Consider the following 26176-nt stretch of genomic DNA (forward strand, 5'->3'; position numbering starts at 1 on the left):
TTTCTCTGGGAGGCCTCGTCATATTCAGCATTAATAATAAACGGATGAATTAATTATGCATCAAAATAATAAAGTGGCATTTGTCAAAAGTGCATTGGCAATTTCTATTTTACTGGGACTATCGGGAAACGCGGTAGCCTATAGTGGTTTAAGCTATCTACCTTTAGAGCCAAACAGCGGCAGCGGTGATACGGCGGTACTAGGAGTAAACGCCTACAACTTCAATAACGATTCAGACACTGCAACCTTAGGTAAAGACGATAGTAAAGGTAACGTCTATTTCAACCCTGCGCCAAAAGACCATCTGCAAAGAACGCTTAGCGTTCACGACCTCGATCTCAGCAATTACTATATTAACTTTAGCTACAATAAAGAACAGCCCAACGAAAATAGCTCTGTATTAAATCTTTCAAAAGCAACTCTTGATTTTATTGAAAGCGGAAATAGCGGAAGCCATACCAATATTGCAATCAATCTCAAAGACTCCGTATTAAACGGTGTTCAATCCGATACTAACTACGATAATGCAATTAAGAATGGCACAGCAAAACAGAAGAATTATGCTAAAGGATATGGTGTTTATATTGATGGCGGTGACAGCGGAACCGTTAATATCGATATTCAAAATAGTCGGTTAGGGAATGAAGAGCGTCAGGCCGGTATCTATTTAGGCGGGGCATCAGACGCGATAATTAGTATCAACCAAAGTACCGTACACGGAAATATTGATGGTCGCTATCAAGGAAACCCGATATTGCCCACCAGCCAAGACATGACCGTAAGCGTGAAAAATAATTCAGCGGTTCATGGCAGTATCAATTCAGGCAAAGGCACTGCCAATATTGCAGTCACCGATGGCTCTAAAATAACCGGCAATATCGATCTAAGAACTGCCTCTGAAGGTAAAATCCTGCTCGGCGATGACGTTGCGGCAAATCATGTTACCGCCCTCATCGGCAACGGCCATTCAACGCTGACGCTAGGCCAAAGCGTCACGGCATTGGACGGCAGTAAATTTTCTGGATTTGATACGCTAAACGTTGAAGGCAAAACCTCATTATCCGGTGGCTTTACTGATGCGAATACCGGCCTACAGCTGAGCGTGACGGCTGCCGACATGCTCTCAGCCAATGTTAACCTATCCGAAAGTAAACTCTCGGTAAACGGCGGTACGCTGAAAGCAGAGAGTATCGAATTAGGTGACAATGCCTCGCTTACCGTGAGCAACGGCACACTGCAAACCAGTTCGAATCAGCTGTTCAACGAACAGTTAGGCGCCGAAGGCCAAACCACCGATGCAAATGGTTTTAACGCTAACGGCCAGAAAACCACGCTTGATAACAGTACGCTAGCGCTGAGCGATTCACTGTATAACCTCGAATACGTCAAGAGTGTGAATAGCTTACTGAATAAGCAAGGTAAGCAGTCAACGCTCATCATGCTGGGCAAACACACTACCGTGAATGGGCAAGAACCTAGCGGGAATATCGGCCTAGATGACGCTGCATCGGTTGGCGGTACTATTCTCGCAGGCGTGACAGCAACGAGTGATAAGAATGAAGTCATCATCGGTGGAATCGGAAATGCTAACGCAGAGTCTATTGCCAACGGCATCAGCGTGAAAAATCTCCAGCTAGGCGCTGGCGGTGCCGCATCAGTTAAAGTTCAAGGCCAGCAAACCCTAACCCTGATAGGCGATCATAGCGGCAGTGAAAATACCGATCTCATTACTACCCCAGACGGTAAAAGCGCAACGGTTGATGTCTCCGGCAGCGGCAGTACGTTGCAGTTAGGGCATGCATCTTTGCCTAACGCAACGGGCCAATTACATGCAGACGTCAATCTGAATGATGGCACCAGCCTCAACGTTGCTGGGGGCAGCTACACCATCACGGGAGAAAACGGAATTCAGGCCGCAGCCAATAGCCGTGTCACAATTGAAAATGCAGCATCATTGTCCACGGGTAAACTCCATTTAACCGAAGCAGAACTACAGGTTAACGGTTCTCTTCGTACCGATAACCTAACAGCTGGCCACGGATCCGTCATTAGCGTTGGTGTTGATGGAAAAAACAGCGCGGCTGGCACGCTATCGGCAGATAACGTGAGTCTGAATGGCGCAACGCTGTTCCTCGACCCTGAATGGCAAGAGAACAGCAGCATTGGACAAGCATCCCAAGCGGCTCTTAAATTCACGAATAACCTGATCGATGGTTCATTGGTTGCAGGCAAAAACTCGCTGCTGTCTCTCGGCGATCTGACTACCGAGTGGGCGCGCGCCGAATTCGCCAAAACCGGTCTACGATGGTCAGAGGATGCAATCACTGCAGCCCTTGCCATTAATGCACCTCAAAAGCTCGATGCGAATACCGGTGGTATCCGCGTTGATGGAGCATTAGGTTCAACAAACAAAAATACTGCTGTAACCAACAACAGCGCGACCTTTGGCGACAACTCACTGCTAATGGTTAATGGTGATGCAATAGCACAAGGTTCTTATGCGTTATCCAGCGTAGCGGGAACATTGGATGTTAGCGATGGGGCCAAGCTGTACATCTCTAACGCTAAAGCCAATACGATCTACAACGTCATTGACGGTTTTAGCAATGCATCATCAGACGTGGCAGATAACGGCTGGAACGGTGCGAATCTGCTAACGAACCACCTGTTAACCGCAACACGCACTTGGGATGAATCTCTTGGGCAAGTCAAGGTTACCACTGGCGTCAGAGCCGCTGCAGATGCATTGCCCGGCGTAACCATGTCAAATGCGCTCGATACCATGGTAGGGCAAGCACTGAATGATACCAACAGCAACACCATGGGGATCCAATTCCTATCACGCGCGATCGACACCCCTAATGTCTCAGCCCAAGATGTTGTGAAAACGATTAATAGCGCTTCACAAATCGCCGTTGCAGGAGGCGTGCAAAATACGACGCTGGCTACGGGGATGTCAGCTGTTAACGCCATTCTCGACCACACATCCATTATTAACCAAGACGCAAACGCAGAGATCGCGGGAGCAAACCTGTGGGCTAACGTGCTGTATGGTAATAATCAAACTCGAGATTTTGGTGCCGGCAGTTTTAACACCGGTAATAGCTTGAATTTCTATGGGTTAGTGATGGGGGCAGATATTTCCCATGAAATCAGTGCCGGTTCCCTGCGCAGTGGCTTTGCCTTCAACGCAGGTAAGGGAAACTCCTCTTCCAAAGGTGATTTCAACTACACCAAAAACAATGTCGATTTCTGGGGGGTATCGCTCTACGAGAACTGGTCTGTTGGCAATTTCAACGTAACTGCCGATCTTGGATACTCTCAAAACAGCAACACGGTGAAGCAAAATCTGTCGAGCTATTTAGATATGGGCAGCAAATTAAAAGCTGACATAGATTCTAAAATGCTAACTGCAGGTCTTACTGGGGAATATCTGATTACGACCTCGGTCTTAGATATTGTCCCTCACGTAGGCATGCGTTATGCGCAGCTTAAGACTAAAGGTTTTGATACCAAGGCCCAAACCGGCGGCGCCCTGTTTAACACCGCTGAGGATAAGCAAGATCTATGGCAGTTCCCTGTCGGTGTTCGCCTGAATAAAACCTTCACCTTAGACTCTGGATGGAGCCTGAGTCCACAGGCAGATCTGTCAATTGTTCCAGTCACCGGCGATACCAACTCCACAACTAAAATTCGCGCTTACGGCATTGATGCAACGGATAGCATAACGTCTCGTATCGTGGACGATACCTCCTTCGCGGGACAGTTTGGCGTTAAAACTCAAAAAGATAATATCACCTTAGGGATTAATTATAATCTTGACGCCTCTCAACACCAAACAGGACAAGGGGTAGCAGCAACATTTAATCTTAAGTTTTAAGTTAAAAACCAAATTCTAAATTTTCATTAACACGCTAAGGGCGGCATTATTTCCGCCCTATTTTTAATTCTGCTGATAATTTACCATTCGCCAATAAAACAAGAGCACAAGAAATTATACACTAACTATTTTCGTTCGCTTTAGTTCGTCACATTTAATAACAGCATAAAAGTAAGGTGACATATGATGATGGATATATTCATATATGGTGAATCATGGCCAATTACATCCTATCTGCTTTATCATGCCAATAATCATACTAAACAGCTAAACCAATTAAAAGAAAGGGCACGTACAGTACAAATACTGAGTATTAGCGAACTGCTTAGCAAAGTAAGCCAATCATCATCACCGTTAGTTTTCATGGATATCCTTGCTCATGAACATATATTATTACTGAGTTCACTACATCACATAAACCCGAATGTCATCATCGTGATTTGTTCTGATAGAAGCATTTTCGCTGATCGATGTGTAGCTAACTATTTCTCTAACACTCATGTGATAGAATATAGGAACATAGCCAATGATTTTCCATTATATATATCCAGAAGGCTGCGCTATAAAAATACACATAACAGACAAAATTTTATAAATGTGAAGTTTTTATCCCAATCACTAAAATATACCATTGAGAAGATAAATAATTATATCGTTGCTCATCATCTCACTTGTATAGCGACGGGATTACACAAACGAGAAACGCAGGTACTTTTTTTAATACTTTCAGGTTATTCAATTACTATGATATCCACCTTGTTGAATATTAGTATAAAAACTGTCTATCACCACCGTCGAGAAATCAACCAACGATTAGATATACGGAAATTTGAAGATCATCGAAAGAATATTCTTGTCGATATCAAATGGCAAAAAGAACTCGATGTGGAAATGGACATATCAAAACACGCAGCGAGATCTCACACCTCTGTCGCTTAACAGCAAAATCCTTTCGCTCCGTGGCAATCTGCACGGAGCCTTCCTATCTTCCCCCCATTTTGGTCGTACCAATCCACTTAAAAACGTGGCATTCAGTACAGAAAAATAAAAAAAGTAAATGCTATCGTTGCGATCATTTAACAAAAGGTTAACCATTAATCATCATAAAAGTTACCCGCCATCATTGGTCCTACCAATGGAGCGGGACGATAAAGTGTCTGATCTCTGGAGATACCTGCATGCAAGTTTGGCAACAAGTTTACGACCCTATCGGGAATATCTGGCTGTCTAGTCTCATCGCTGCACTGCCCATTCTCTTTTTCTTCTATGCGTTGATAAAGCTCAAGCTAAAGGGGTATATCGCTGCCACCATCACCGTGGGCATTGCGTTATTAGTGGCTCTGTTCTTCTACAAAATGCCAGCCGATCGCGCTTTTGCATCCGTCATATATGGTTTTTTCTATGGCCTCTGGCCTATCGCTTGGATCATTATTGCCGCAGTATTTGTGTATAAAATCTCGGTAAAAACGGGGCAGTTCGACATCATCCGCTCCTCGATACTCTCCATCACACCTGACCAACGCCTACAAATGCTGATCGTCGGCTTTTGCTTTGGCGCCTTCCTAGAAGGCGCAGCAGGGTTTGGGGCTCCGGTCGCTATTACCGCCGCTTTACTCGTCGGTCTGGGGTTCAATCCCTTGTATGCCGCGGGTCTGTGTTTGATCGTGAACACGGCCCCCGTTGCATTTGGTGCCATGGGGATCCCGATTATCGTCGCGGGTCAGGTCACGGGGTTAGATAGCTTTGAGATTGGCCAGATGGTCGGACGTCAGCTACCGTTTCTGACTATCATCGTACTGTTTTGGATCATGGCTATTATGGATGGCTGGCGCGGGATTAAAGAAACGTGGCCTGCCGTAGTCGTCGCCGGTGGATCATTCGCCGTAGCCCAGTATCTGAGTTCAAACTTTATTGGCCCTGAGCTGCCAGATATTATTTCATCGCTGGTGTCACTGGTTTGCTTAACGCTGTTTCTTCGCGTTTGGCAACCTAAACGCATCTTCCGCTTTAACGACGTGGGCGCCTCGATAACCGACCAAACTTTGGCGCGCCAGAATTATACGTTGAAACAGGTTATACGCGCGTGGATGCCGTTCATTTTCCTCACCGCCACGGTCACCATCTGGAGTATTCCGCCATTCAAAGCGTTGTTTGCCAAAGGCGGCGCATTGCAGGATTGGGTCTTTAATTTCTCAGTCCCGTTCCTTGATAAACTGGTGGCCAAAATGCCTCCGGTGGTGGCGGAAAGCATGCCGTATGCAGCCGTCTATAAACTCGACTGGCTGTCGGCTACTGGCACGGCCATTATCGTAGCGGCGGTGATTTCCGTTATCTATCTACGCATGAAACCACGGGCGGCGGTTGAGACATTTTTCTCTACGATGAAAGAGCTGGCGCTACCGATTTACTCTATTGGTATGGTACTGGCCTTTGCCTTTATCTCTAACTATTCAGGCCTCTCGGCAACGCTCGCGTTGGCTCTGGCTCATACCGGCGATGCGTTTACCTTCTTCTCGCCGTTCCTTGGCTGGCTAGGGGTATTCCTTACCGGTTCAGATACTTCATCAAACGCGTTGTTTGCCGCACTTCAGGCGACAACAGCGCAGCAAATCGGCGTCTCTGACGTTCTACTTGTTGCTGCCAATACCACCGGTGGTGTAACTGGCAAAATGATTTCACCACAGTCTATTGCGATTGCCTGCGCAGCCGTTGGACTGGTGGGTAAAGAGTCCGATCTGTTCCGTTTCACCGTTAAACACAGCCTGATATTCACCTGTATGGTTGGGGTTATCACCACCTTGCAGGCCTATCTGCTGACTTGGATGATTCCATGACACCACTGCATCAACCTCGCCTTGCTGACCATCTGGTCGAGCGTGTTAAGGCGATTATTCATGAACGAAAACTGGAGGCAGGCATGCGGTTGCCTGCCGAAAGGCAGTTAGCAGCCGAGTTGGGCGTTTCCCGTTCGTCACTACGCGAAGCAATTCAAAAGCTGATTAGCGAACATGTGCTCATTAGCCGTCGCGGCGGCGGTACATACGTGCGCTTCGAGCTTCAGCCTTGGTCTGAGCAACGTATTGTTGAGCCGTTGAGAACGTTGGTGGCAGAAGATCCCAACTATCGTTACGACATTCTTGAAGCACGTCATGCCATCGAAGCGAGCACCGCATGGCACGCAGCCATGCGCGCAACCGAAGCTGATAAAGAAAAACTTCAATACTGTTTTGATGCCACGCTCATGCTTAAAGAAAGCGATAACCCTGATTTGGCTGCACAGGCCGATGTTCGCTTTCATCTGGCTATTGCAGAGGCATCACACAACGTGGTGTTACTGCAAACCATGCGCGGATTCTTCGATTTGATGCAATCATCAGTGATGCACAGTCGCCAGCGTATGTACACCGCCCCCACCATTTTTGCTCGTCTTACCGAGCAACACCGTGAACTCCTTCAGGCCATTTTGGCCGGCGATCCGGATCGAGCCAGCAAAGCGGCAAAAGCACATCTCGGTTTCGTTCACTCCACGATAAAAAATCTGCACGAAGATGAGGCCCGACAGGCTCGAATAACCCGCCTGCCAGATGAAGAAACAAATGCAATAAGGGAAGGAAATCCATGATTATTTCAGCTGCAACCGACTACCGCGCCGCGGCGCAACGCAAACTACCACCGTTTCTGTTTCACTATATCGACGGCGGAGCCTATGCCGAACATACATTGCGACGTAATGTGGAAGATCTCGCGCAGGTCGCGTTAAGGCAGCGCGTACTCAAGAATATGTCTGCGCTCAGTCTCGAAACCCAGCTTTTTAATGAAAAACTGGCTATGCCGGTGGCGCTAGGTCCCGTTGGCTTGTGTGGTATGTATGCACGCCGTGGCGAAGTTCAAGCTGCGCGCGCCGCAGAACAAAAAGGCATCCCTTTCACGCTCTCGACCGTTTCAGTTTGCCCAATTGAAGAAGTCACACCGGCGATTAAGCGGCCTATGTGGTTTCAACTCTATGTTCTCAAAGACCGTGGTTTTATGCGTAACGCTTTAGAACGCGCTAAAGCGGCAGGCTGCTCCACGCTGGTCTTTACCGTAGATATGCCCACGCCTGGCGCGCGCTACCGCGATGCTCACTCAGGGATGAGCGGCCCTAATGCAGCCATGCGTCGCTACTTGCAAGCAATGACTCATCCCGCATGGGCATGGGACGTGGGCTTAAATGGTCGTCCGCACGATCTCGGTAATATCTCTGCCTATCTGGGGAAACCGACTGGTCTTGAAGACTATATCGGCTGGCTCGCATCTAATTTCGATCCTTCTATTTCGTGGAGCGATTTGGAGTGGATACGTGATTTCTGGGATGGTCCGATGATTATTAAAGGCATTCTTGATCCCGAAGATGCGCGCGATGCTGTTCGCTTCGGCGCCGATGGTATTGTGGTGTCAAACCACGGTGGTCGTCAGCTAGACGGTGTGCTGTCTTCCGCTCGAGCACTCCCCGCCATTGCCGACGCAGTTAAAGGCGATATAAAGATTCTAGCCGACAGTGGGATCCGCAGCGGCTTAGACGTAGTGCGTATGATTGCGCTCGGTGCAGATTCCGTTCTGTTAGGACGTGCCTATCTCTATGCGCTAGCCACTGCTGGACAAGCCGGCGTTGAGAACCTATTGGGATTAATCGAAAAAGAGATGCGTGTAGCAATGACGCTGACCGGCGCGAAATCTATTGCTGAGATCAGTCGTGACTCGTTAGTTCAGGAAGGATTAGGCTGATGTAAACGGATCTCACGCATTCACCCAGCCCTCTTGAAGAGGCTGGGTGATGGCATAAAAACATTAACCTTCAGATCTCACATCGACTTCGGTTAGCTCAGGACGCACCGCTCGCGGATACTTCCACAACCAGCGGCCGCTGACCATACGCCAATAGAAACATACGCCGCGCACCGCCCAGTCAAAGAACATACCAAGCCATACTCCAACAACGCCCATACCCAGTACAATGCCTAATATATAACCTGCTACCACGCGGCACCCCCACATGCCAAGCATGGAGATCCACATGGCAAAACGCACATCGCGCGCACCTTTCAGCCCAGCAGGCAGCACCCACGACGCAGCCCATATCGGCATGAATGCCGCATTCAGCCACAGCAGAATTTTCACGACTTCAATAACATCGGGTTCTCGCGTGTAAAAAGAGGCAAATAGACCAGCAAAAGGCGCGGTTCCCCAAGCAATTAAGGTGAGTACAACGGTTGATAACCAGAAGACATACCGCAACTGTCTTTCCGCTTGACCAATTTGGCCTTTGCCCAAACGTCGCCCGACGATAATAGTTGAAGCCGATCCCAACGCATTTCCGGGCAGGTTTATCAATGCCGCTACCGAGAAGGCAATAAAGTTACCGGCAATAACGTTCGTTCCCATGCCTGCTACAAACATTTGCGTCAGCAACTTACCCCCAGTGAATAACACCGATTCAATGCTGGCAGGAATACCAATCCCTAGCACTTCCCACAGAATATTCAGCTTCAGAGGTTTAAAGTAGCTTTTGATCGAAATACGCAGTGCGGGGTTAAAACCTTTTAACAGCACATAAATAATGCAGGCAGCGCCAATATAGCGGGAAATAGTCAACCCTAAGCCTGCGCCGATAAATCCAAGACCATGCCAACCGAGAGCGCCATAAATCAGTACGCTACTGATCATGATATTCAGAATATTCATTCCGCCATTCACTAATAGAGGAATTTTGGTATTTCCCGCACCGCGCAACGCCCCGCTACCGATCAGCGCAATAGCAGCGGCAGGATAGCTCCATACCGTCGTTTGCAGATACGAAAGCGCCAAACCTTTGACTTCAGACGTCGCATCGCCTGCAATCACATCAATGATTTGCTCACCCGCTAAGTGGATCCCTGCGGCCAGTAACAGGGCCACCACCGTCATCAACACCAGTGACTGCCTGGCTGCGGCACGAGCCTTACGTCTATCACGCGTCCCCAAGCTAAAAGCAACAACCACGGTTGTTCCGAGGTCAACGGCGGCAAAGAACGAGATAATCACCATGTTGAAACTATCGGCAAGCCCCACTCCTGCCATCGCTTCTTTACCAATCCAACTCACCAGAAAAGTACTGAGAACCCCCATCAACAGCACACAGGCATTTTCCATAAAGATAGGAACAGCCAGCGGCGTTATTTCCCGCCAGAACAAAACTCGGTAACTTTTTCGCTTGGCATACCAACGTGTTTTCGCCACACGCTGGCGCAGTACTGCATGTAAGTTCAAGATTAGCCTACAGAATTGGAGTGAAACCACGTTTCAAATAATGATTTATAGATACTTATTCTGCAAAGTATTTTTTGTATCTTACTGTTGTTGCGATCACAGAATTTAACTCATTAATCACGTAATAGGCCGGTTGCAAGAGGAAGTAAATCAGCTAACTCATTGTAATATAAACATAGAGGTGCTAAGCCTTTAAGCTATCATGGACAAGGTTTTATAACGGACATAGTAGTTAATACCTACTGGTATGCATTTTTATTATTAATACAAATCCGGCGAGTTTAGGGAGATTAGGCGGCTCAGAGAGATGAACCGCTTCTAAGAAGAGAGGTAATATGGAAATTCACAATGTCGACATTCATCCTACCAGCTCATCGTGCTGATGAGTTTTACGCCACAGGCTTGGTGGCTGTTTGAAATGGCGCGTAAAAATTCGTGTAAAGGTTTGCTGCGACTCAAAGCCATATTTCAAACAAATATCCAAGACACGCTCATCTGAGCACAGCAATTCCTCCGCAACGATTTCAAGTCGCCGAGAGCGGACATAACGAGCCAACGTTTCGCCGCGATAATGAACAAAAATACGTTGTAAATGCCACTTAGAATAACCCGCATGTTTTGCAATATCATCGATATGCAGCTGACGATGAATGTTTTCGTCAATCCATACGATCAACGATTGAATCACCTGCTCTGGGATCGTCATTGGCATATCCGCTCCAAGCTTTAATTCCACCAGACATCAAATTGCTGTGTTTTCCCATCATCCCAAACCACTTCCCCCAGCTTTGGCGTTAATAGTCGGTATGGCTTATCTCGGCTTGTCAACGCAAGCCGTATAAAGGGTTCGTTCCAACTATGTTTCGCCATCACGAAGCGTCCGGCATGGCTAGGCAGGACCGCCGCCGCGTTTAAATCAAGCGCCGCCTGCGCCGTCTCCTCTGGCAACATATGAATATATTGCCAATCAGAGTCGTACTGACCATTTTCTAAGATGGCAACATCAATAGGGCCAAACCGATCACCAATCTTTTTAAAATGCGTTCCATACCCGCTATCACCACTGTAATAGAGTCTACGTTGCGACGACTGCAGCAAGAAACTGGCCCATAACGTAGGATTACCTTCAAATCCCCTGCCGGAGAAATGGCGAGCCGGTAAAACATGTAGCGTCAGCGTTTCATCGAGGACCACTTGTTGATTCCAATCGGCTTCAACAATCTGTTCAGGTACAAATCCCCACCGTAACAAATGGGTTCCGACACCAAGTGGAGTAATAATCTGGCCAATGCGTGATTGAAGAATCTGCATGGTCTCATAGTCGAGATGATCGTAATGATCGTGTGAAATCAGCACATAATCCAATTTGGGCATACGCTGAGCCTGCCACGGATAGTCATCAATGAACGATTTATTCATAAAAGAAAATGGCGCAGCATGATCGCTGAGTACAGGGTCGATCAAGATCCGTTTGCCATCAAGCTGCAAGTACCACGAAGAGTGCCCCAACCAGACAATGACATCTTTATCTGTATCAATGGATACCAGATCGGTATTCACATAAGGCAAGGCGTGATCGGGTTTGGCTAGGCGACTTTTTTTGAATAAAAAATCCCACATAACAGCCATACGCCCCTTCGATCCACTGACCATCGGCGTTAGAGCCTCGTTGTGAAATTTTCCGTCACGATATTGCGGTGATTTCGCAAATTTGTGACGTTGTTCAGTATCTGGTGAACGACCCATACTAGGAACTAAGGCGGAAATCACGCCTCCGGCTGCAGCTAAAATCATAAGTACCACGCAGGTGATGAGTATTTTCATGAATAATGCTTCGCTTCTTGATGGCGAAGCTCTTAACTTGATAATGAGTAAGTAATCACTCATTATAAAAACAATAACCACTTCGTCAACTACATTTTGATAAGATTATATCTATGAGCATGGGAAGGGATGACCAACAATAAAATTGTCCTAATCACACACAATGAGGGTATTCAGCATGGCTCGACCTTTGAGCGAAGAGAAAAAACAGGCGTTACTTACCGCAGCGACTCATGCTATTGCACAGCTAGGGATTAGCGCGTCAACAGCGATCATCGCTAAAAAAGCAGAGGTGGCTGAAGGAACACTGTTTCGTTATTTTCCAACCAAAGATGCCCTGTTTAATGCGCTCTACTTACACCTAAAAAAATCGCTATGCAGCGCAATCATGAATGAGTTAGTGGTAGACAGCGATCCTAAACAACAGATGCAAAATATTTGGAATAGCTATATCAACTGGGGCGCGCACAACTCAGACGCGAATCGGACGATCCGTCTCCTGATTGTTAGCGATAAAATTAGCCAGGAGGTTCAGGACGAGGTCAATATTATGTTTCCTGAGCTTTACGAAATATCGAGAAAAAGTATGTGCCATAAGTTTCAGAATGCGGGCTTTAGCTCTTTTGGCGATGCACTCTTTTTCTCTCTGGCAGAAACCACTATCGAGTTCTCCATCAAAGAGCCTAGCAAAGCGAAAACCTTCAAAGAGGTTGGTTTCCAAGCAATATGGCACGCACTGAACGCTGACGTTTAACTTTTCGCAGTTAAAATAGTGCTAAATCCCACCATAAGGACACACTAACAATGACACAGCAAAACGACTTCGGACTGACCGAAACACAAAAAGAAGAGATCGACGAGATAGCGCTACAAAGAGTTAGAGCAATGAATAGCGATGAATTTTTATGCCAAAGTATTGATAAGAAGATCCATGCAATGGAAGAAAATATTAAGGCTTATTTCAAAGCCCGCCTATCATTCCATATGAAAAATGGCACAGATAATAAATAAACGCTTTGTTTATTTATTGTTGTTCCTCCAGTATGTTCAGCTTCACATGTCCAAACATGCTGGAGGATGCAATTCTCTTTAAGCCACTAAATTTTTACTGCCTTCTGGATTGCGTCAGCTAAAGATTCAATATGACGTTCGGCAGCTTGAAGCTGATGGCTAACGCTATTTCCATCGTTGCTATCAGCCAACGTTACCTTGATTAATTCAAGCGCGGCATTAACAGCAATCACGCGTTGTTTCTGCTCACTGGAAGCATTGTCTGGGAAATAATTCTCTAACATAAATCATCCTTATTTATCGTCTAATCAATGAATGAGCCAACTCCAAACCACTTCACTATTGCGTAATTCAACGTTGAAAGCAAATCACCGGCATCTTCCAGAAAAATACATTGTTAGAGAATAGTTTATTGCGGTACTAATATAAAAATAAGCTATCTATAAACTCCTATTTAAAATAGGGGTTGGTTAGCTCAATTTGGCAAGAGCATAGAGTTTAAGTCTAGTCTGCCGCTGTAAAACACATCCGTAATCGCCAAATATCATCGCCGCATTAGTGATAATGATTTTCATTTGAAGGCACATGCCCGCTATGGTAGTTTGCATGCATTCCATATTCTTGCTGGCAGTAGACCACCACTGCCAGCCTACGTTCGAACAACGCTTAAGGCCATGCAACCACGCATCTAACCGGAGATCACTACTGATGTTGCGCTATTTATTGGGGATTATTGTCGCCCTACTTCCATTCATTTCTGCTGCTAACCCAGATACTGCATCCTCTCCCTATCAAATTCCCGATACACAAATATTCACATTTCATTCGCCACAGAATGGTGACTACAAAATCATGGTTTACGCTCCAAAAACAAAGCCATCGGCGCAGGGCTGGCCGGTCATGTATATTTTGGATGGCGATACCTATTTTGCGCAGGCGGCTTCACTACTCGCCCAGCAAAGCTGCGCGCGCTGTGCGTTAGAACCAGGCGTTATTGTGGCTATTGGATATGACGGTAAAAGCCGTCGGGATCGTGATTATCGTCCGCATGTACAGAAAATCGCACAAGAGCACAATCCACAGGGAGGAACCTACCCTACCGGCGCTGCAGGGCAATCAGATCTATTCTTTGCCTTTATAGAAGATGAGTTGAAGCCAGATATCGCTCAGCGTTTTCCTATTGATAAGCAACACCAAGGGCTATTTGGTCACTCCTATGGCGGATTGTTTACTATTGATATGGCTACCAAGCATCCACAGTCCTTCACTAATTGGTTCGCATCAAGCCCTTCAGTTTGGTGGAATCAACGTTATTTACAGCAACAGGCCGAGCAATTTCTCGTGAATAAGCGGCCAATGGTAAGCCCATCAGGAATTATCCGTTTATCGGTCGGTGGTGACGAGCAAACTCTTCAACCATTTGAACAGAAACTACCAGAAGAAAAACAGGCGATACTCAAACAACATAGAGCACAAAGAGCTATGGTTGACGGCGTGAAAACACTTAACGATACACTAAAGAAAATAGATGGTTACAGCGAGAAGGTTAGCTTCCAATGCTATCCTCATCAATCACATATTTCAGTCAGCAGCATGGCTCTGAGTGATGCGCTGAAAATACACTTCGCACGATAAAAAAATGCGCCAAAGTAACACTACCTTGGCGCATAATTCATTGAATTAGAAAGAAGTATTTACACTAACATAAAACGTTCTTCCCGGCTCATTATACGTCTGAGCACCCGCACCATACATATAGGAATGAGTGACTGCATTTCCTGTTGTCTGTGCATTCCCTGCTCTGAACTGGCGTTTATCGAATATATTTTCAATACCCCCGGTTAGGCTGAGATTTTTATTAACCGTATAGGTGCTGCTCAAACCAAAGACGGCGTATGGGCTTACTTCATTATTTTCAGACCCCGTCACTTTTTCGCCTTTGTAATTATATTTTTTCGGCTTCTGACGGCCATACCATGTCATGGTCGTTTCCATTGACCAATCCTCACGAGCCTGCCAACGCAATGATGAATTAAGCGTATATTCAGGAATAATTGAGAGGTAATCACCTGTCTTCTTGTTTTCGCTTTTGAACATATAGGTCATATTGTTATTCCATGTCACATTTTGACTCACTGGAATATTTAATGAACCTTCAAGTCCTTCAACAACGGCTTTAGGGACGTTTTCCCAACGATAAATATCTGCTGCACCGGTTGAGGATTTTCCAATCGGTGAGTATCCCGCCTCAATTTTATTACGATAATCATTACGGAAGTAAGTGACACCCGCTAGATAGTCGCCGTTATGAAACTCAATACCGATTTCTTTATTTATGCTGTTCTCAGCTTTTAAATCATTGTTCCCCTGCAAATAACAGGCTCCAGCGCTGGCATAACAGCCTTGACCGCGGCTATAAAGCAAATAGTTTGGATTCGTTTGATAGAGGCTTGGTGCTTTATAAGCGCGCGCAATCCCCATCTTCATCGTGAAATAATCGCCCAGTTCCTGAGATAAATTCAGCGATGGGCTCCAGTTATTGCCAACAATGCTGTGGTAATCGAAACGCAGCCCTGGAGTGAGCATAGTGCTATCGGTTAGCTCAATATTGTCTTCAGCAAACAAAGACGTTATTTGCGCAGAAGTGTAGGGAGAACGATTGGCATCAGCAATACCAGGAACAGAACCGCCAGCCGTCGTCTGAGTGAAAGATGAAGGATCTTTCATCTTTTGCTCGTTCCATTCAGCACCCACTGTCGCCGTTTGGCTAACGCCTAAATTGAATGGAATGCTGACGTCGCTATGCAGCAACAAACTATCCAATTGAGTCGTGGAAAAGCCTCGATTGCTGGAATCGAAAATCCCTTCAGTTCCCCCTGCTAATCCTTCGTTCATACGGGAGTTACGCGTTCTTTCATATTGAACATAGTTGATAGCCGATACACCGTTATCCCACAGTCCACGATGGGTTAGCGCATAGGTTTGACGATACATACGGTTGGTTTCTTTACCGTACATATCTTTAACCAACTTGCTCGTATTCGTATTTTGAGTATCCCCTGCATAGAGGTTTCCTTGGCGACTATAGCCAGTTTCAAACTCTAGTGACTGCCCATCCATAACATCCCAGTGCAGCATTGCATTGATATCTTTATCAATATCACCTTCACGCCCTGCTGGGATTGTGTCGCTATAGCTTCCTGTACGTTCAGATTGATGTCCTTGGTTTAGATATTTTCCATCGGCTTGTGTTTTGCTATAGCCACCAAATAAACGGAAGCTGAAGTTATCGGTTAAAGGTCCTGCTAAGCTAAAATCGGTACGTTTAGTCGCGCCTTCCTCTTTGTGCTGTGGGAAGTTCATGTAGCCGTTCAATGTGCCGTGCAGCGTTTCCATCTGGCGCTTTGTTATGATGTTGACCACACCACCGGCAGCGCCATTGCCATAACGTGCAGCAGCGGGGCCGCGAATGACTTCGATACGCTCAATCATTTCAGGCGGAACCCAGCCAGTATCACCTCGCGTATCGCGCTCGCCGCGCCAGCCCAATCTCACTGAGTTACGGCTGGATACAGGCAAGCCATCAACCAGAATTAACGTGTTTTCAGGCCCCATACCACGAATATCGATCTGGCGGTTATTGCCCCGCTGTCCACTGGTTGAGTTACCGGTCAGGTTTACACCTGGCATGGTGCGAATAAGTTCCGAAATATCGCGTGCAGGTGGGCGCTCTTTAATGGCTTCGGCATTGATAACCGAAACGCCAAGCGCTTGTAAAGTCTGCTGCTTGGCCGTGACTAAAATGGTGTCAGCCTCTGTATCTTTTTCAATTGAAGCATCATCTACGGCTGATGCTGCACCGCTGATCCCAACCAACGTCGCCACACACAGGCGAGTCCACTGAAATTTTTCCATTCCTTTCCCCATAAGCATATTCGCCTGCTTTCAAATCCTGCGGAAAAGCAAAGCGACAAGATAAAAATGCCTTCGCTAACGAAAATCGCTGCATTGGCTGTTTTTTTATGACTGTTAACAAGTCGGCATTTTTATATAGCTTCACGCAAACAAATGCAAATGATAGTTAGTATCATTTGCATTTGTTTGACGAGAGTCAACACACGCGTTTGCGCTACAAAACGTATGGGTATAAAGCCTGCATTATTGGCTGATTTTTAACGTAAGGGGCGGATTCACTGGAGGAAATCATCTCGCGTGATGATTTATATCTAAAGCTGTAGCACTTAAAAGTAGATCTCTGAATTGAATACGAAAAAAGGAGTTATATATTTTATGGTCTATTTTAAATATCACCACAAAAAATTTTAAATAAACAACAAGTTTTTTAATGTTTTTATATTATAAATATAATTAAAAAATAATATCACATTATGCTGTAAACATTATTTCCACTTCCGGCTTTAATATTGCCAACAGATAAACATAATAAAATAAAAACAATATATTTCAATACAATACATTTTGGTACAAAGGTTGCTTATTAGATTATGGGAAATACATAAACTAATGAGGAAACAAAGCATGAAACTGGACGATAAAGGCTATAACACTAAAATCATCCATGCGGGACAACATCCAGACGCCACCACCGGTGCTCTTGCAACACCTATTTTCCAAACCTCTACGTTTGTCTTTGAAAATGCCAAACAGGGTGCTGCCAGATTTGCACTTGAAGAGCCTGGTTATATCTACACACGTCTTGGAAATCCGACTCAAACCGCACTAGAAGAAAAAATAGCTATTCTAGAAGGCGGAGAAGCTGCCCTCGCGACTGCATCAGGAATGGCTGCGATTTCTTCCACGCTGTTGACCCTGTGTGGGCAGGGCGATCACATCATCGCCTCTGAAGCTATCTACGGCTGCACACATGCTTTGCTATCACACAGCATGCCGAAATTTGGTATTGACGTTACCTTCGTCGACGCGACGAATATCGAAAATATCAGGCATGCGATCAGGCCAAATACCAAAGTTATTTATATTGAAACGCCTGCAAACCCCACATTATCTATTATCGATATTGACGCCTGTGCTCAGCTAGCCCATACCAATGATGCATTATTGGTCGTTGATAACACTTTTATGTCGCCCTATTGCCAGAATCCACTCAAGTTTGGCGCAGACATCGTGGTACACAGCGTAACCAAATATATAAACGGCCACGGTGATGTTATTGGCGGGGTCATTGTCGGCAGCCAAGAGTTCATCAATCAGGCTCGATTTGTTGGGGTCAAAGACATTACCGGCGGCTGTATCAGCCCTTTCAATGCCTGGCTCACTTTGCGTGGATTAAAGACGTTAGCCGTGCGTATGGAACGACATTGTCAAAACGCAATGCAGGTTGCAAAATTTTTATCCTCGCATCCTGCAGTCACAAAGGTTTATTATCCCGGCCTGCCAGAACATCCAAACTATGAGCTGGGCAAAAAGCAGATGTCGAATTTTGGCGCTGTAATCAGTTTTGAAATTAAAGGTGGAGTGGAAGCAGGCCAAACCGTAATGGATTCTGTTGAATTGTGTTTACTGGCCGTCAGCCTTGGTGACACGGAGACATTAATTCAGCATCCCGCTTCAATGACACACTCCCCTATGTTGCCAGAGGAAAGAATGAAAGCCGGCATTACCGATGGGCTAATAAGAATATCTGTAGGGCTTGAAGATCCTGAAGATATCATCGCCGACCTTAAACAAGCCTTTAACAAGGCTGCTTTTTAGCTTTGATTAATTTGTCCCCTCAGCTGCTGAAACCGCATAAAAAGCAGGCACTGAAACAGCAACGCAAGCTTGAGGGGATACAGCCGTAGACAAGCATATAAAACAGATAGGTAACGGCTGTTATTTTAACTCTAATTGATTATTCAGACAGGAGTAACTCATGTCCACTATTGCTTCCATAAGTGAAACAAAGCGGCAATATAATAATATTCCCCTAACCGCCTATGATGCTGGTTGGATACTGTTGTGTATTGGTATGGCCATCGGAGCAGGTACGGTACTTGTTCCCGTGCAGATTGGACTAAAAGGCATTTGGGTTTTCATCGTTTCTTTTTTAATCGCCTACCCTGCCACCTATATGCTACAAAATCTGTACATGAAAACCCTATCTGAGAGTGACATTTGCGAGGACTACTCTAACATTATCACTCAATATCTTGGGAAGAACTGGGGCATCGCACTCGGGATAATTTACTTTGTCATGCTTGTCCATGGCATGTTTATTTATTCTATTTCAGTAATTTATGATAGCGCATCCTATCTAAAAACATTTGGCGTCACAGAACACTTATTATCTGACTCAGCTGTTTACAAATTGATCGTCTTTATGGTTTTAGTTTTTATTGCCTCTAGAGGGGAGCGACTACTCTTTAAAATATCTGGCCCAATGGTCGTGGTCAAAGTGGGTATTATCGTCTTACTTGGACTCGTCATGATCCCTCATTGGGATCTAAAGAATATCACCGCATTTCCTGACATTGGCGTATTCTCACGCGATGTTTTATTAACGATACCGTTTGCTTTTTTCTCTGCCGTATTTGTCCAAATACTCAATCCAATGAACATTGCTTATAGGAAAAGAGAAGAAGATAAGCATCTAGCAACCTATAAAGCGATTCGCGTTCATCGTATTTCCTATATCATCTTAATAAGTATTATTATATTTTTCTCATTTTCTTTTACCTTCTCAATGAGCCACGAGCAAGCGGTAGAGGCATTCAATCTTAATATTTCTGCTCTCGCTATGGCGGCGAAAGTTATCCCTGGCACGCTCGTTCATATTATGACAACCTTGCTAAATATCTTTGCAGTGCTCACTGCATTTTTTGGCATATATTTAGGTTTCCAAGAAGCGGTCAAAGGTATTCTACTCAATATTATTCAACGTTTTATCCCAGCAAGCAGGATCAACCATACCGCCCTCGGTATTGGCGTATATGTGTTCATCGTTCTATTGCTTTTCCTCTGGGTTTCTCTCGGTTTCTCAGTGGTTATCTTCTTTCATATCGGTAGTCCATTGTATGGGATTGTCTCATGCCTAATCCCATGCTATCTCGTTTATAGAGTTCAAAAACTTCACCAATTCAAAGGAGTACAGACATGGTGTGTGTTTTTATTTGGCTTACTACTGGTGATATCCCCTTTCCTCAAGGTCTTTGAGTAGTTTTTGCCGCCAAGAAAAATTCTCACAATACTGTGATGTCCGGCAGGGGGTAAATCACCTGTTGGACAATCTATAATTGCTCTAGTTAAAAACATTGATACCATGAATGCCATACATTTGACTATGGTGGTTATCATGCTTACCGTTGGATGGAATATAAAAACAATTGATCGTACTGCGATGATTGCTGATGTCATCACTGAGTTCAGCAATATGGATATTTATATTGATGCCCTACACGTATCCTCTTGCGAGATTTTTATTCGATTTAACATTCCTTCAGAAAGAAAATTACAATATCTACTCGGCAATTTGCTGATCAATCATGATATTCTTAGCGTATATTCTGCTAACGGCGACCATTCTGAACTCTCATTTTCTGATTATGGTCATATTGTTATCTCTAACTACGGCATTATTAATGAGTTTAATCATATTGCAGAGAAAACATTTAACTTATCACGAAATGAGATAATCGGCAGAAATATATCCTCTATTGTAAACTGGAATGAAATAAAGGATTTTCGCTGTGGAAAAATATACGCAAAAGAAATTAAGAGCAAAACAAATGGAGACCTGTTTAGCTGTACTATTCGTCCTATTTTACAGGAAAACAAGATTACTGGCGCAACTATATTCATTAATAACTCTGTCATCAAAAACACTGAAACTAAAAAAGTTTTGCAAAAATATAAAAATGAAAAAACACCATCAGACTTTGATGAGTTCATTTATGCTAGCCCTAGCATGGTAGCCTGCTTAGCCGCTGCAAAAAAAATAGCCCAAAGCAAATATACGGTTCTTATTCGTGGGGAGACAGGGACAGGCAAAGAACTCATTGCCAGAGCAATTCATCATGCTAGCGAGCGCCAAGAGTGCCCATTTGAAGCGATAAACTGTGCTGCAATCCCTGAAACGTTAGTCGAAAGCGAGTTATTTGGCTATGAATATGGTGCTTTTAGTGGTGCACTTAAAGGCGGGAAGATGGGCTTATTTGAAAGCGCCAATCATGGCACTATTTTTCTTGATGAGTTTGGTGAACTTTCACTTTCGCTGCAAAGTAAATTATTACGCGTGCTGCAAGATGGTATGATCAAACGAGTTGGCGGACTCAAGACCCAATATGTAGACGTAAGAGTCATCGTAGCCACCAACCAAAACCTAGAGCATTTAATAGAGCAAAAACTATTTCGCGAGGATCTCTACTATCGCGTCAACATTCTCCCCATCACCATTCCACCACTGAGAGAACGCAAAGAGGATATCCTCCCACTTGTGAGCTATTTTTTCCAAAAATACGCTGCCGAATTGAACAAAAAACTTATCTTGCTCCCGAGTGCACTTGAAGTTCTGATGGGCTATTCATGGCCAGGAAACGTACGTGAGCTAAAAAATATTCTGCTCAGAACCATGCTATTAGCTGAAAAACCTGAAATCTCCGGTGCAGATATTTCTCTGCCAGAGGATAAAAACACTGAAAACAGCATACAAAATGGCAGCATTAAAACGATGATTGAAACTCAAGAGCGAGAGATTATCAGAAAATATCTTGTATCACTGGGCTCTGCCAGAAAGGTCGCTAACCAAATCGGATTGTCACACACCACCGTACTCAATAAAATTAAGCAATATCATTTAGAACATCTGCTATTGAGCAAAAGGAAATAGCTCTCTTCAAGACCGTAAAATCATGCTATTTCAAAGGGATATGAAGGAATACGGTAGAGGCGAGCGAATTGAAAATCCCCTCTTTTACAAAATTCGGATGCGTATAAGAAAAGAATTATCTAGGAATGTGTGCAGGAAAAACCTTGCACACATATTTGTGCATTTTATTAGACGTTTCGTTGCCTTTCTGACTGACTAACAGTGCCTTATCAAAAAACTGATTATTCAGTGAGTGGCTATCTTTTAAAAAAGGTTAGGTAATGAAAAAACACTTATTGCCACAACAACCCCATCAACCAAATAACCCACAGCCCCCCCGTAATCCACATGGTGTATCGACACTGATTCATAGCCCCCTGTTGGCGCTCGATAAACGTAAGCTCCTGTAGCTTTTCTCGGCGCCAGATAACAAAGAGCACCTCTCCAGCAACCTTGTTGTTCTCTTCGCTCATAAGCCGAAAGTAGTGTTCATCCAGCCAAAGCCGCCAGCAACCAAACCACACAGCGCCGCACAGTAAAGCGATAAAAGCTCGGAGTAAAAACGACGGGTCAGTAAAGATCACCCAGACTATAGGGGGAACAGAAAAGAGTATAAAGAAACGCCAACTCTTCAGGGTTTGTTGCACGAGGAGTGGTTGCAGAGTAGCTCTGCTGGTCACACCGTGATTTTTGTCGTCCATCCTTTCAGCAACTCCATATGTTCAGCGGTGAAAACAACCTGAGGGCGAGCTTTACGAACGTGTTCTACGGCTTGTTCCAACGTCAGCGCGGGATAACGCTGCACCAACCACGCGGTAACCACCAGCGCACTGCGCGAAAGACCTAGCGCACAGTGAATAAGTACGCTGCCGTGCGTTACGCGCAACTGCTCCAACTTATCAACGGCTCGGCGTAGCGTCGCTTCATCTGGATTAACGAGATCCAGCATGGGCACACAGTAATAAGTAACGCTTTGTGTTACTCGGGGGCGAGAAAACTCACTGGTCAAATCCAGTACCGCCTGCTGTGCGATAGGTTTGCGCGGATATGTCCCAAGGAACACGCCATCCGTTAATGGGCTATAGGCCGGTAAATGGCGAGTATACAGATACATAGAGATCGTCATTCCAACTCGCCATGGCAACAACAGCCACCAAACGGCGGGAGTTAACCGCCCTTTATCATCTTTTTGTAACGCATCAACGCCGAGTAGGCCGTAAGCCAACGCCACAATCAGCAACGACAATGTGGGCCACCACAACCAAGCGGTCAAAAAAGTCCCAGCCAAACACGCCAGCGAACCGCAGAGATAACGAATAGCCAAAACCCTGTACTTAGCTGAGGCACTACGCCAGAGCCACTTCCCCGGCTCCGGTATCATCCAGTCAATAACCATTCCGACTGCCAGCCCCGTAATCACATCAATAAAGTGATGTTGCCAAGTCGTCAAAACAGAAACGGCGATCAGCAAAAACCAGCCGCTGTTCAGCATTTGCCATTTCCCAGCGAGATGACGCTGAAAATGGCGCCATAACAGCCAACACAAAATAATATGCAAAGATGGCGACTGGTTGTACGGCAAATCAAACTGTTCAAGCTGGCCAAATAACCAACCGGCGAGACCGGGAATCTCCGGCCTCGTGAAGGTAAATCTCAGCGGAAATAGTAAAAAGCCAGCGCAGGCAACAAGCGATGCAAGTACCAATCGGCACACCAACCGACGTTGTTCGTTCAGCGACGTGCAGACGAACAGCGATAGACCGTACAGCAGATCCAGACTCCAGTAGGGAATGATGGTCAACGGCACAAAGGGAATATAGTGTTCCCAGCCAAAAACCAGACTGCCAATGTTATCTCGCCCAGCGGTAAATTGATTAACTTGCCCGTAAGTTAAAAAGAAAAACGGGGCAAGCAGAATCAGCCAGCCCATTCCCTGCCAGTAGACGGAGCGCCGAGTGGTCATGATGCGCGACGTACCGCCATAGACACCGTGAAAATCCCCCACTCGTCAATGAGCTGGGCGCATTTATCGAAACCAGCCTCCCGCACCAGAGCATCCATTTCTCCCTGAGTACGCACTCGCATTACCCACGCTTTGCCGTCTTTATGACTAGTAAGCGACCAAGCGATGGTTTTCAACTGTGGATGCCAAGGCTGTCCGGTATAAATCAGAATCCCACCCGGCTCAATCGCCTCCGCCAGCCCAGCCAAAGAATTACGTACCAGCGTATTCTCCGGAAACAGTTCATACAGCCCGGAGACAATCCCAAGCGTCGGGCGAGGTTCCAGCGCGGCCAGTTCTTCACGATTGAACGCATCACCCTGTTCAAAGCGGGCGCGTCCGGCCATGCCACGGCTGGCAATCATCTCCTGCCCTTTTGATACATTCAGCTCACTGTAGTCGCGCAGCAGGATTTCATTCACTACAGTTTCACCCTCCAGCGCATCAAGCACATAGCGCCCGTGACCGGCAGCAACATCCACCACTCGCACCGTTTTACCCTGCTCCGCAAGTGTAACGACCGCCTGCTGAATCAGCGTCTGTAGATGAATCTTACGCTGGCGTATTCCTTTCCAACCCACGCTATTGAGATAGTTTTTGTCGATCAGGCGTCCCAACGCGCTGCTGCCCTGCGGCTGATTACGGTAGACATAATCCAGCGTACTGCCGGAATCAAATCCTGTATCAAACCCCAGACGTACTCCTGCGGACTGAGTACCCAAAATCTTCATACCATAACGTAAACCACGGTACACAATATCGTCCATAGAGTAGGGTTCCGGCCCACCACTTAACATTCGCCAAGTATCAGCCCCCTGACTCCAACGGTCTTCATTGCTGTAATCAAAACGCTGCGCGGGTTTGGAATAGAGGGTGCCAATAAACTCGCGCATTTTATCGAACGCCAGATGTCTCTCTTTCTCACCCAATGTATCGTGATAAAACCCTGGTAAAACATGTAGTTCCTTCTGCAGATTGCGCAATCGCTGATAGAAATCGATCTGCGGCTGCCGGTGTACAACGTAATCCTCTCCTGAAACCAGCATCTGTACAGGTAGCGTAATCGCGCTGGCATCGCTGACAATACGCTCTGCCGTTTTGTAGAGGTCGAGCAGAATATTGACCGCAATGGGGCGGGTAATTAACGGATCGTGGTTGAAACTCTCTACCCGTTCCGGGTCATGAGTCAGGTACTTGCCCTTCACATAGGAGTTAACGAAAAAGAGACCACGTAGGCGATGCATCAATGCCAATCCTGGGCGGGCAAACGGCACATACAGTTTGACCTTAAAGGCAGGGGATGCCAGAACAAGGCCGCGAATAGTCGGGGCGTAATCATGTGCCCACGTGGCCGCCAGAACTGCGCCGACGCTTTGCGCCACTACCACCACATCTTCCATTGACGCCTGACTATCGGCTGCGGCAAAACGGACAAACTCATCAACATCCTGTACCGAACGCGCTAGCGACGGGCTATAGCCTCGCTGACCTGGCGAACAGCCATGGCCACGCGCATCCCACGCGTAAAAAGCCGTATCCGGCATCGCCAGTTCATCGACGATATGCTGTAGACGGCCGGAATGTTCATGACCACGATGAAATAAAACAATCACTTTTGGCGTTACACCCGCCGACGTTGCAGGCCAATAGCGATAAAACAGCTCCGTATGATCGCTGGTCAAAAATTGCCGCTCATCCGGCGTCCGTGTATTAATCATGAGAATTATTTCCTGTTGTTTGTTGCGAAAGCGCCAACAACTGGTGCTTCAGATCGTCCATAAACACTTTTTTATCGCGATTAAAACTCAGCGCATCACCAATAGTGACGTCGATAAACAGGGGGAGTGGAATACGATTCCCTTTAGCCATCACTTGTTCGGTTCCCCGCAACCAAACGGGAATAATTGGCACTTCTGGCATACTTTGGCTTAGATGCCACAATCCGGACTTCAGCGGAGACAGTTTTCCAGGCTCTCCACGTGAGCCTTCTGGAAAGAGGATTAGCGTTTTGCCCTCACGCAGTGCCTGCTCACACAGCGCCAATGGGTTAGCTTCCCCACCCTTTCGCGAAATAGGAATAATGTTGAGAATATTGAGGGCAAACCATGCCATCCATTTATTACGTAAAAAATAATCCGCGGCAGCGACCGGATGCACCTCTGCTTGACGACATAGAGGAAAAAGAGAAAGTAACGCAAAAACATCCATATGGCTGTTGTGATTAGCCACCACTATCGCCGGCCCACTTTTTGGCAGCGTCTCACGATGCTTCACACGCAGGCCAAGCCACAGCCAAATGACTGGCCAGACAATACACAGCGAAAACAACAGGCGAAGAATACGTGTCATC

At 45.9% G+C, this 26176-nt stretch carries 19 protein-coding genes and 1 pseudogene; 11 read left to right on the plus strand and 9 right to left on the minus strand.

Going from position 1 to position 26176, the window contains the following annotated elements; translation table 11 throughout:
• Positions 1-55: 55 nt before the first annotated feature.
• The 5 genes from M988_RS14475 (at position 56) to lldD (ending at position 8644) form a co-directional block, all read left to right on the plus strand.
• Entirely contained in the window at positions 56-3880 is a 3825-nt protein-coding gene (locus M988_RS14475; protein WP_064574674.1) for an autotransporter outer membrane beta-barrel domain-containing protein, read from the plus strand.
• A gap of 183 nt (positions 3881-4063) precedes the next feature.
• Positions 4064-4819 carry a helix-turn-helix domain-containing protein gene (locus M988_RS14480; protein WP_082919462.1) on the plus strand — a complete coding sequence of 252 codons (756 nt, stop codon included), beginning with the start codon at positions 4064-4066 and terminating at the stop codon, positions 4817-4819.
• A gap of 239 nt (positions 4820-5058) precedes the next feature.
• On the plus strand, positions 5059-6714 hold the full coding sequence (gene lldP / locus M988_RS14485) for an L-lactate permease (RefSeq protein ID WP_020303880.1): 1656 nt from the start codon (positions 5059-5061) through the stop codon (positions 6712-6714).
• Positions 6711-7502 carry a transcriptional regulator LldR gene (gene lldR / locus M988_RS14490; protein ID WP_008812706.1) on the plus strand — a complete coding sequence of 264 codons (792 nt, stop codon included), beginning with the start codon at positions 6711-6713 and terminating at the stop codon, positions 7500-7502. The genes lldP and lldR overlap by 4 nt, the downstream gene beginning before the upstream one ends.
• Entirely contained in the window at positions 7499-8644 is a 1146-nt protein-coding gene (gene lldD, locus M988_RS14495; protein ID WP_008812705.1) for an FMN-dependent L-lactate dehydrogenase LldD, read from the plus strand. The genes lldR and lldD overlap by 4 nt, the downstream gene beginning before the upstream one ends.
• A gap of 63 nt (positions 8645-8707) precedes the next feature.
• Here lldD and M988_RS14500 read toward each other — a convergent pair whose 3' ends face one another.
• From M988_RS14500 to M988_RS14510, 3 genes are all read right to left on the minus strand, one after another.
• Positions 8708-10165 (minus strand): EmmdR/YeeO family multidrug/toxin efflux MATE transporter, encoded by a 1458-nt coding sequence (locus M988_RS14500; protein WP_039187177.1) that lies wholly within the window; start codon positions 10163-10165, stop codon positions 8708-8710.
• 358 nt (positions 10166-10523) lie between these two features.
• Positions 10524-10871, minus strand: a complete 348-nt coding sequence (locus tag M988_RS14505) for a helix-turn-helix domain-containing protein (RefSeq protein ID WP_008812703.1) — start codon at positions 10869-10871, stop codon at positions 10524-10526.
• Positions 10872-10891: 20 nt separating this feature from the next.
• Entirely contained in the window at positions 10892-11989 is a 1098-nt protein-coding gene (locus tag M988_RS14510; protein ID WP_008812702.1) for an MBL fold metallo-hydrolase, read from the minus strand.
• Between the two features lie 178 nt (positions 11990-12167).
• On the opposite strand from M988_RS14510, the gene M988_RS14515 reads away from it, so the two are divergent.
• Positions 12168-12743 (plus strand): TetR/AcrR family transcriptional regulator, encoded by a 576-nt coding sequence (locus tag M988_RS14515; protein WP_064574678.1) that lies wholly within the window; start codon positions 12168-12170, stop codon positions 12741-12743.
• A gap of 50 nt (positions 12744-12793) precedes the next feature.
• Positions 12794-13000 (plus strand): hypothetical protein, encoded by a 207-nt coding sequence (locus tag M988_RS14520; RefSeq protein ID WP_008812700.1) that lies wholly within the window; start codon positions 12794-12796, stop codon positions 12998-13000.
• An 86-nt stretch (positions 13001-13086) separates the two neighbouring features.
• On the opposite strand, the gene M988_RS14525 is transcribed toward M988_RS14520, so the two are convergent.
• Positions 13087-13284 (minus strand): hypothetical protein, encoded by a 198-nt coding sequence (locus tag M988_RS14525; protein WP_004096344.1) that lies wholly within the window; start codon positions 13282-13284, stop codon positions 13087-13089.
• A 424-nt stretch (positions 13285-13708) separates the two neighbouring features.
• Here M988_RS14525 and M988_RS14530 point away from each other — a divergent pair, with 424 nt between their 5' ends.
• Complete coding sequence (locus M988_RS14530) at positions 13709-14635, plus strand: alpha/beta hydrolase (protein WP_064574680.1); 927 nt, start codon at positions 13709-13711, stop codon at positions 14633-14635.
• 45 nt (positions 14636-14680) lie between these two features.
• Here the strand turns inward: M988_RS14530 and M988_RS14535 are convergent, their stop codons facing one another.
• A complete protein-coding gene (locus M988_RS14535; RefSeq protein ID WP_373368215.1) occupies positions 14681-16933 on the minus strand; it encodes a TonB-dependent siderophore receptor in 2253 nt (750 codons plus the stop codon).
• Between the two features lie 606 nt (positions 16934-17539).
• On the opposite strand from M988_RS14535, the gene megL reads away from it, so the two are divergent.
• The 3 genes and pseudogenes from megL (at position 17540) to M988_RS14550 (ending at position 21845) form a co-directional block, all read left to right on the plus strand.
• A complete protein-coding gene (gene megL, locus M988_RS14540) occupies positions 17540-18733 on the plus strand; it encodes a methionine gamma-lyase (protein ID WP_064574682.1) in 1194 nt (397 codons plus the stop codon).
• Positions 18734-18941: 208 nt separating this feature from the next.
• Positions 18942-20177 (plus strand): annotated as a pseudogene (locus tag M988_RS14545) (amino acid permease); the annotation flags it as partial.
• A 135-nt stretch (positions 20178-20312) separates the two neighbouring features.
• Positions 20313-21845 (plus strand): sigma 54-interacting transcriptional regulator, encoded by a 1533-nt coding sequence (locus M988_RS14550; protein ID WP_224452378.1) that lies wholly within the window; start codon positions 20313-20315, stop codon positions 21843-21845.
• Between the two features lie 272 nt (positions 21846-22117).
• Here the strand turns inward: M988_RS14550 and M988_RS14555 are convergent, their stop codons facing one another.
• Genes M988_RS14555 through M988_RS14570 form a run of 4 tightly spaced genes read right to left on the minus strand, consistent with a single transcriptional unit; the run spans position 22118 to position 26175 of the window.
• Positions 22118-22525 (minus strand): hypothetical protein, encoded by a 408-nt coding sequence (locus M988_RS14555; protein ID WP_064574688.1) that lies wholly within the window; start codon positions 22523-22525, stop codon positions 22118-22120.
• Positions 22501-23787: a phosphatase PAP2/dual specificity phosphatase family protein gene (locus M988_RS14560; protein WP_064574690.1), complete on the minus strand. Its 1287-nt coding sequence runs from the start codon at positions 23785-23787 to the stop codon at positions 22501-22503. Before M988_RS14560 ends, M988_RS14555 begins: the two co-directional genes overlap by 25 nt.
• Positions 23784-25544: a bifunctional alpha/beta hydrolase/class I SAM-dependent methyltransferase gene (locus M988_RS14565; RefSeq protein ID WP_064574692.1), complete on the minus strand. Its 1761-nt coding sequence runs from the start codon at positions 25542-25544 to the stop codon at positions 23784-23786. Before M988_RS14565 ends, M988_RS14560 begins: the two co-directional genes overlap by 4 nt.
• Positions 25537-26175 (minus strand): lysophospholipid acyltransferase family protein, encoded by a 639-nt coding sequence (locus tag M988_RS14570; protein ID WP_039187422.1) that lies wholly within the window; start codon positions 26173-26175, stop codon positions 25537-25539. Before M988_RS14570 ends, M988_RS14565 begins: the two co-directional genes overlap by 8 nt.
• Between the last annotated feature and the right edge of the window lies 1 nt (position 26176).

The organism is Hafnia paralvei ATCC 29927, from assembly GCF_001655005.1.
GTDB classification, from domain to species: Bacteria; Pseudomonadota; Gammaproteobacteria; order Enterobacterales; family Enterobacteriaceae; genus Hafnia; species Hafnia paralvei.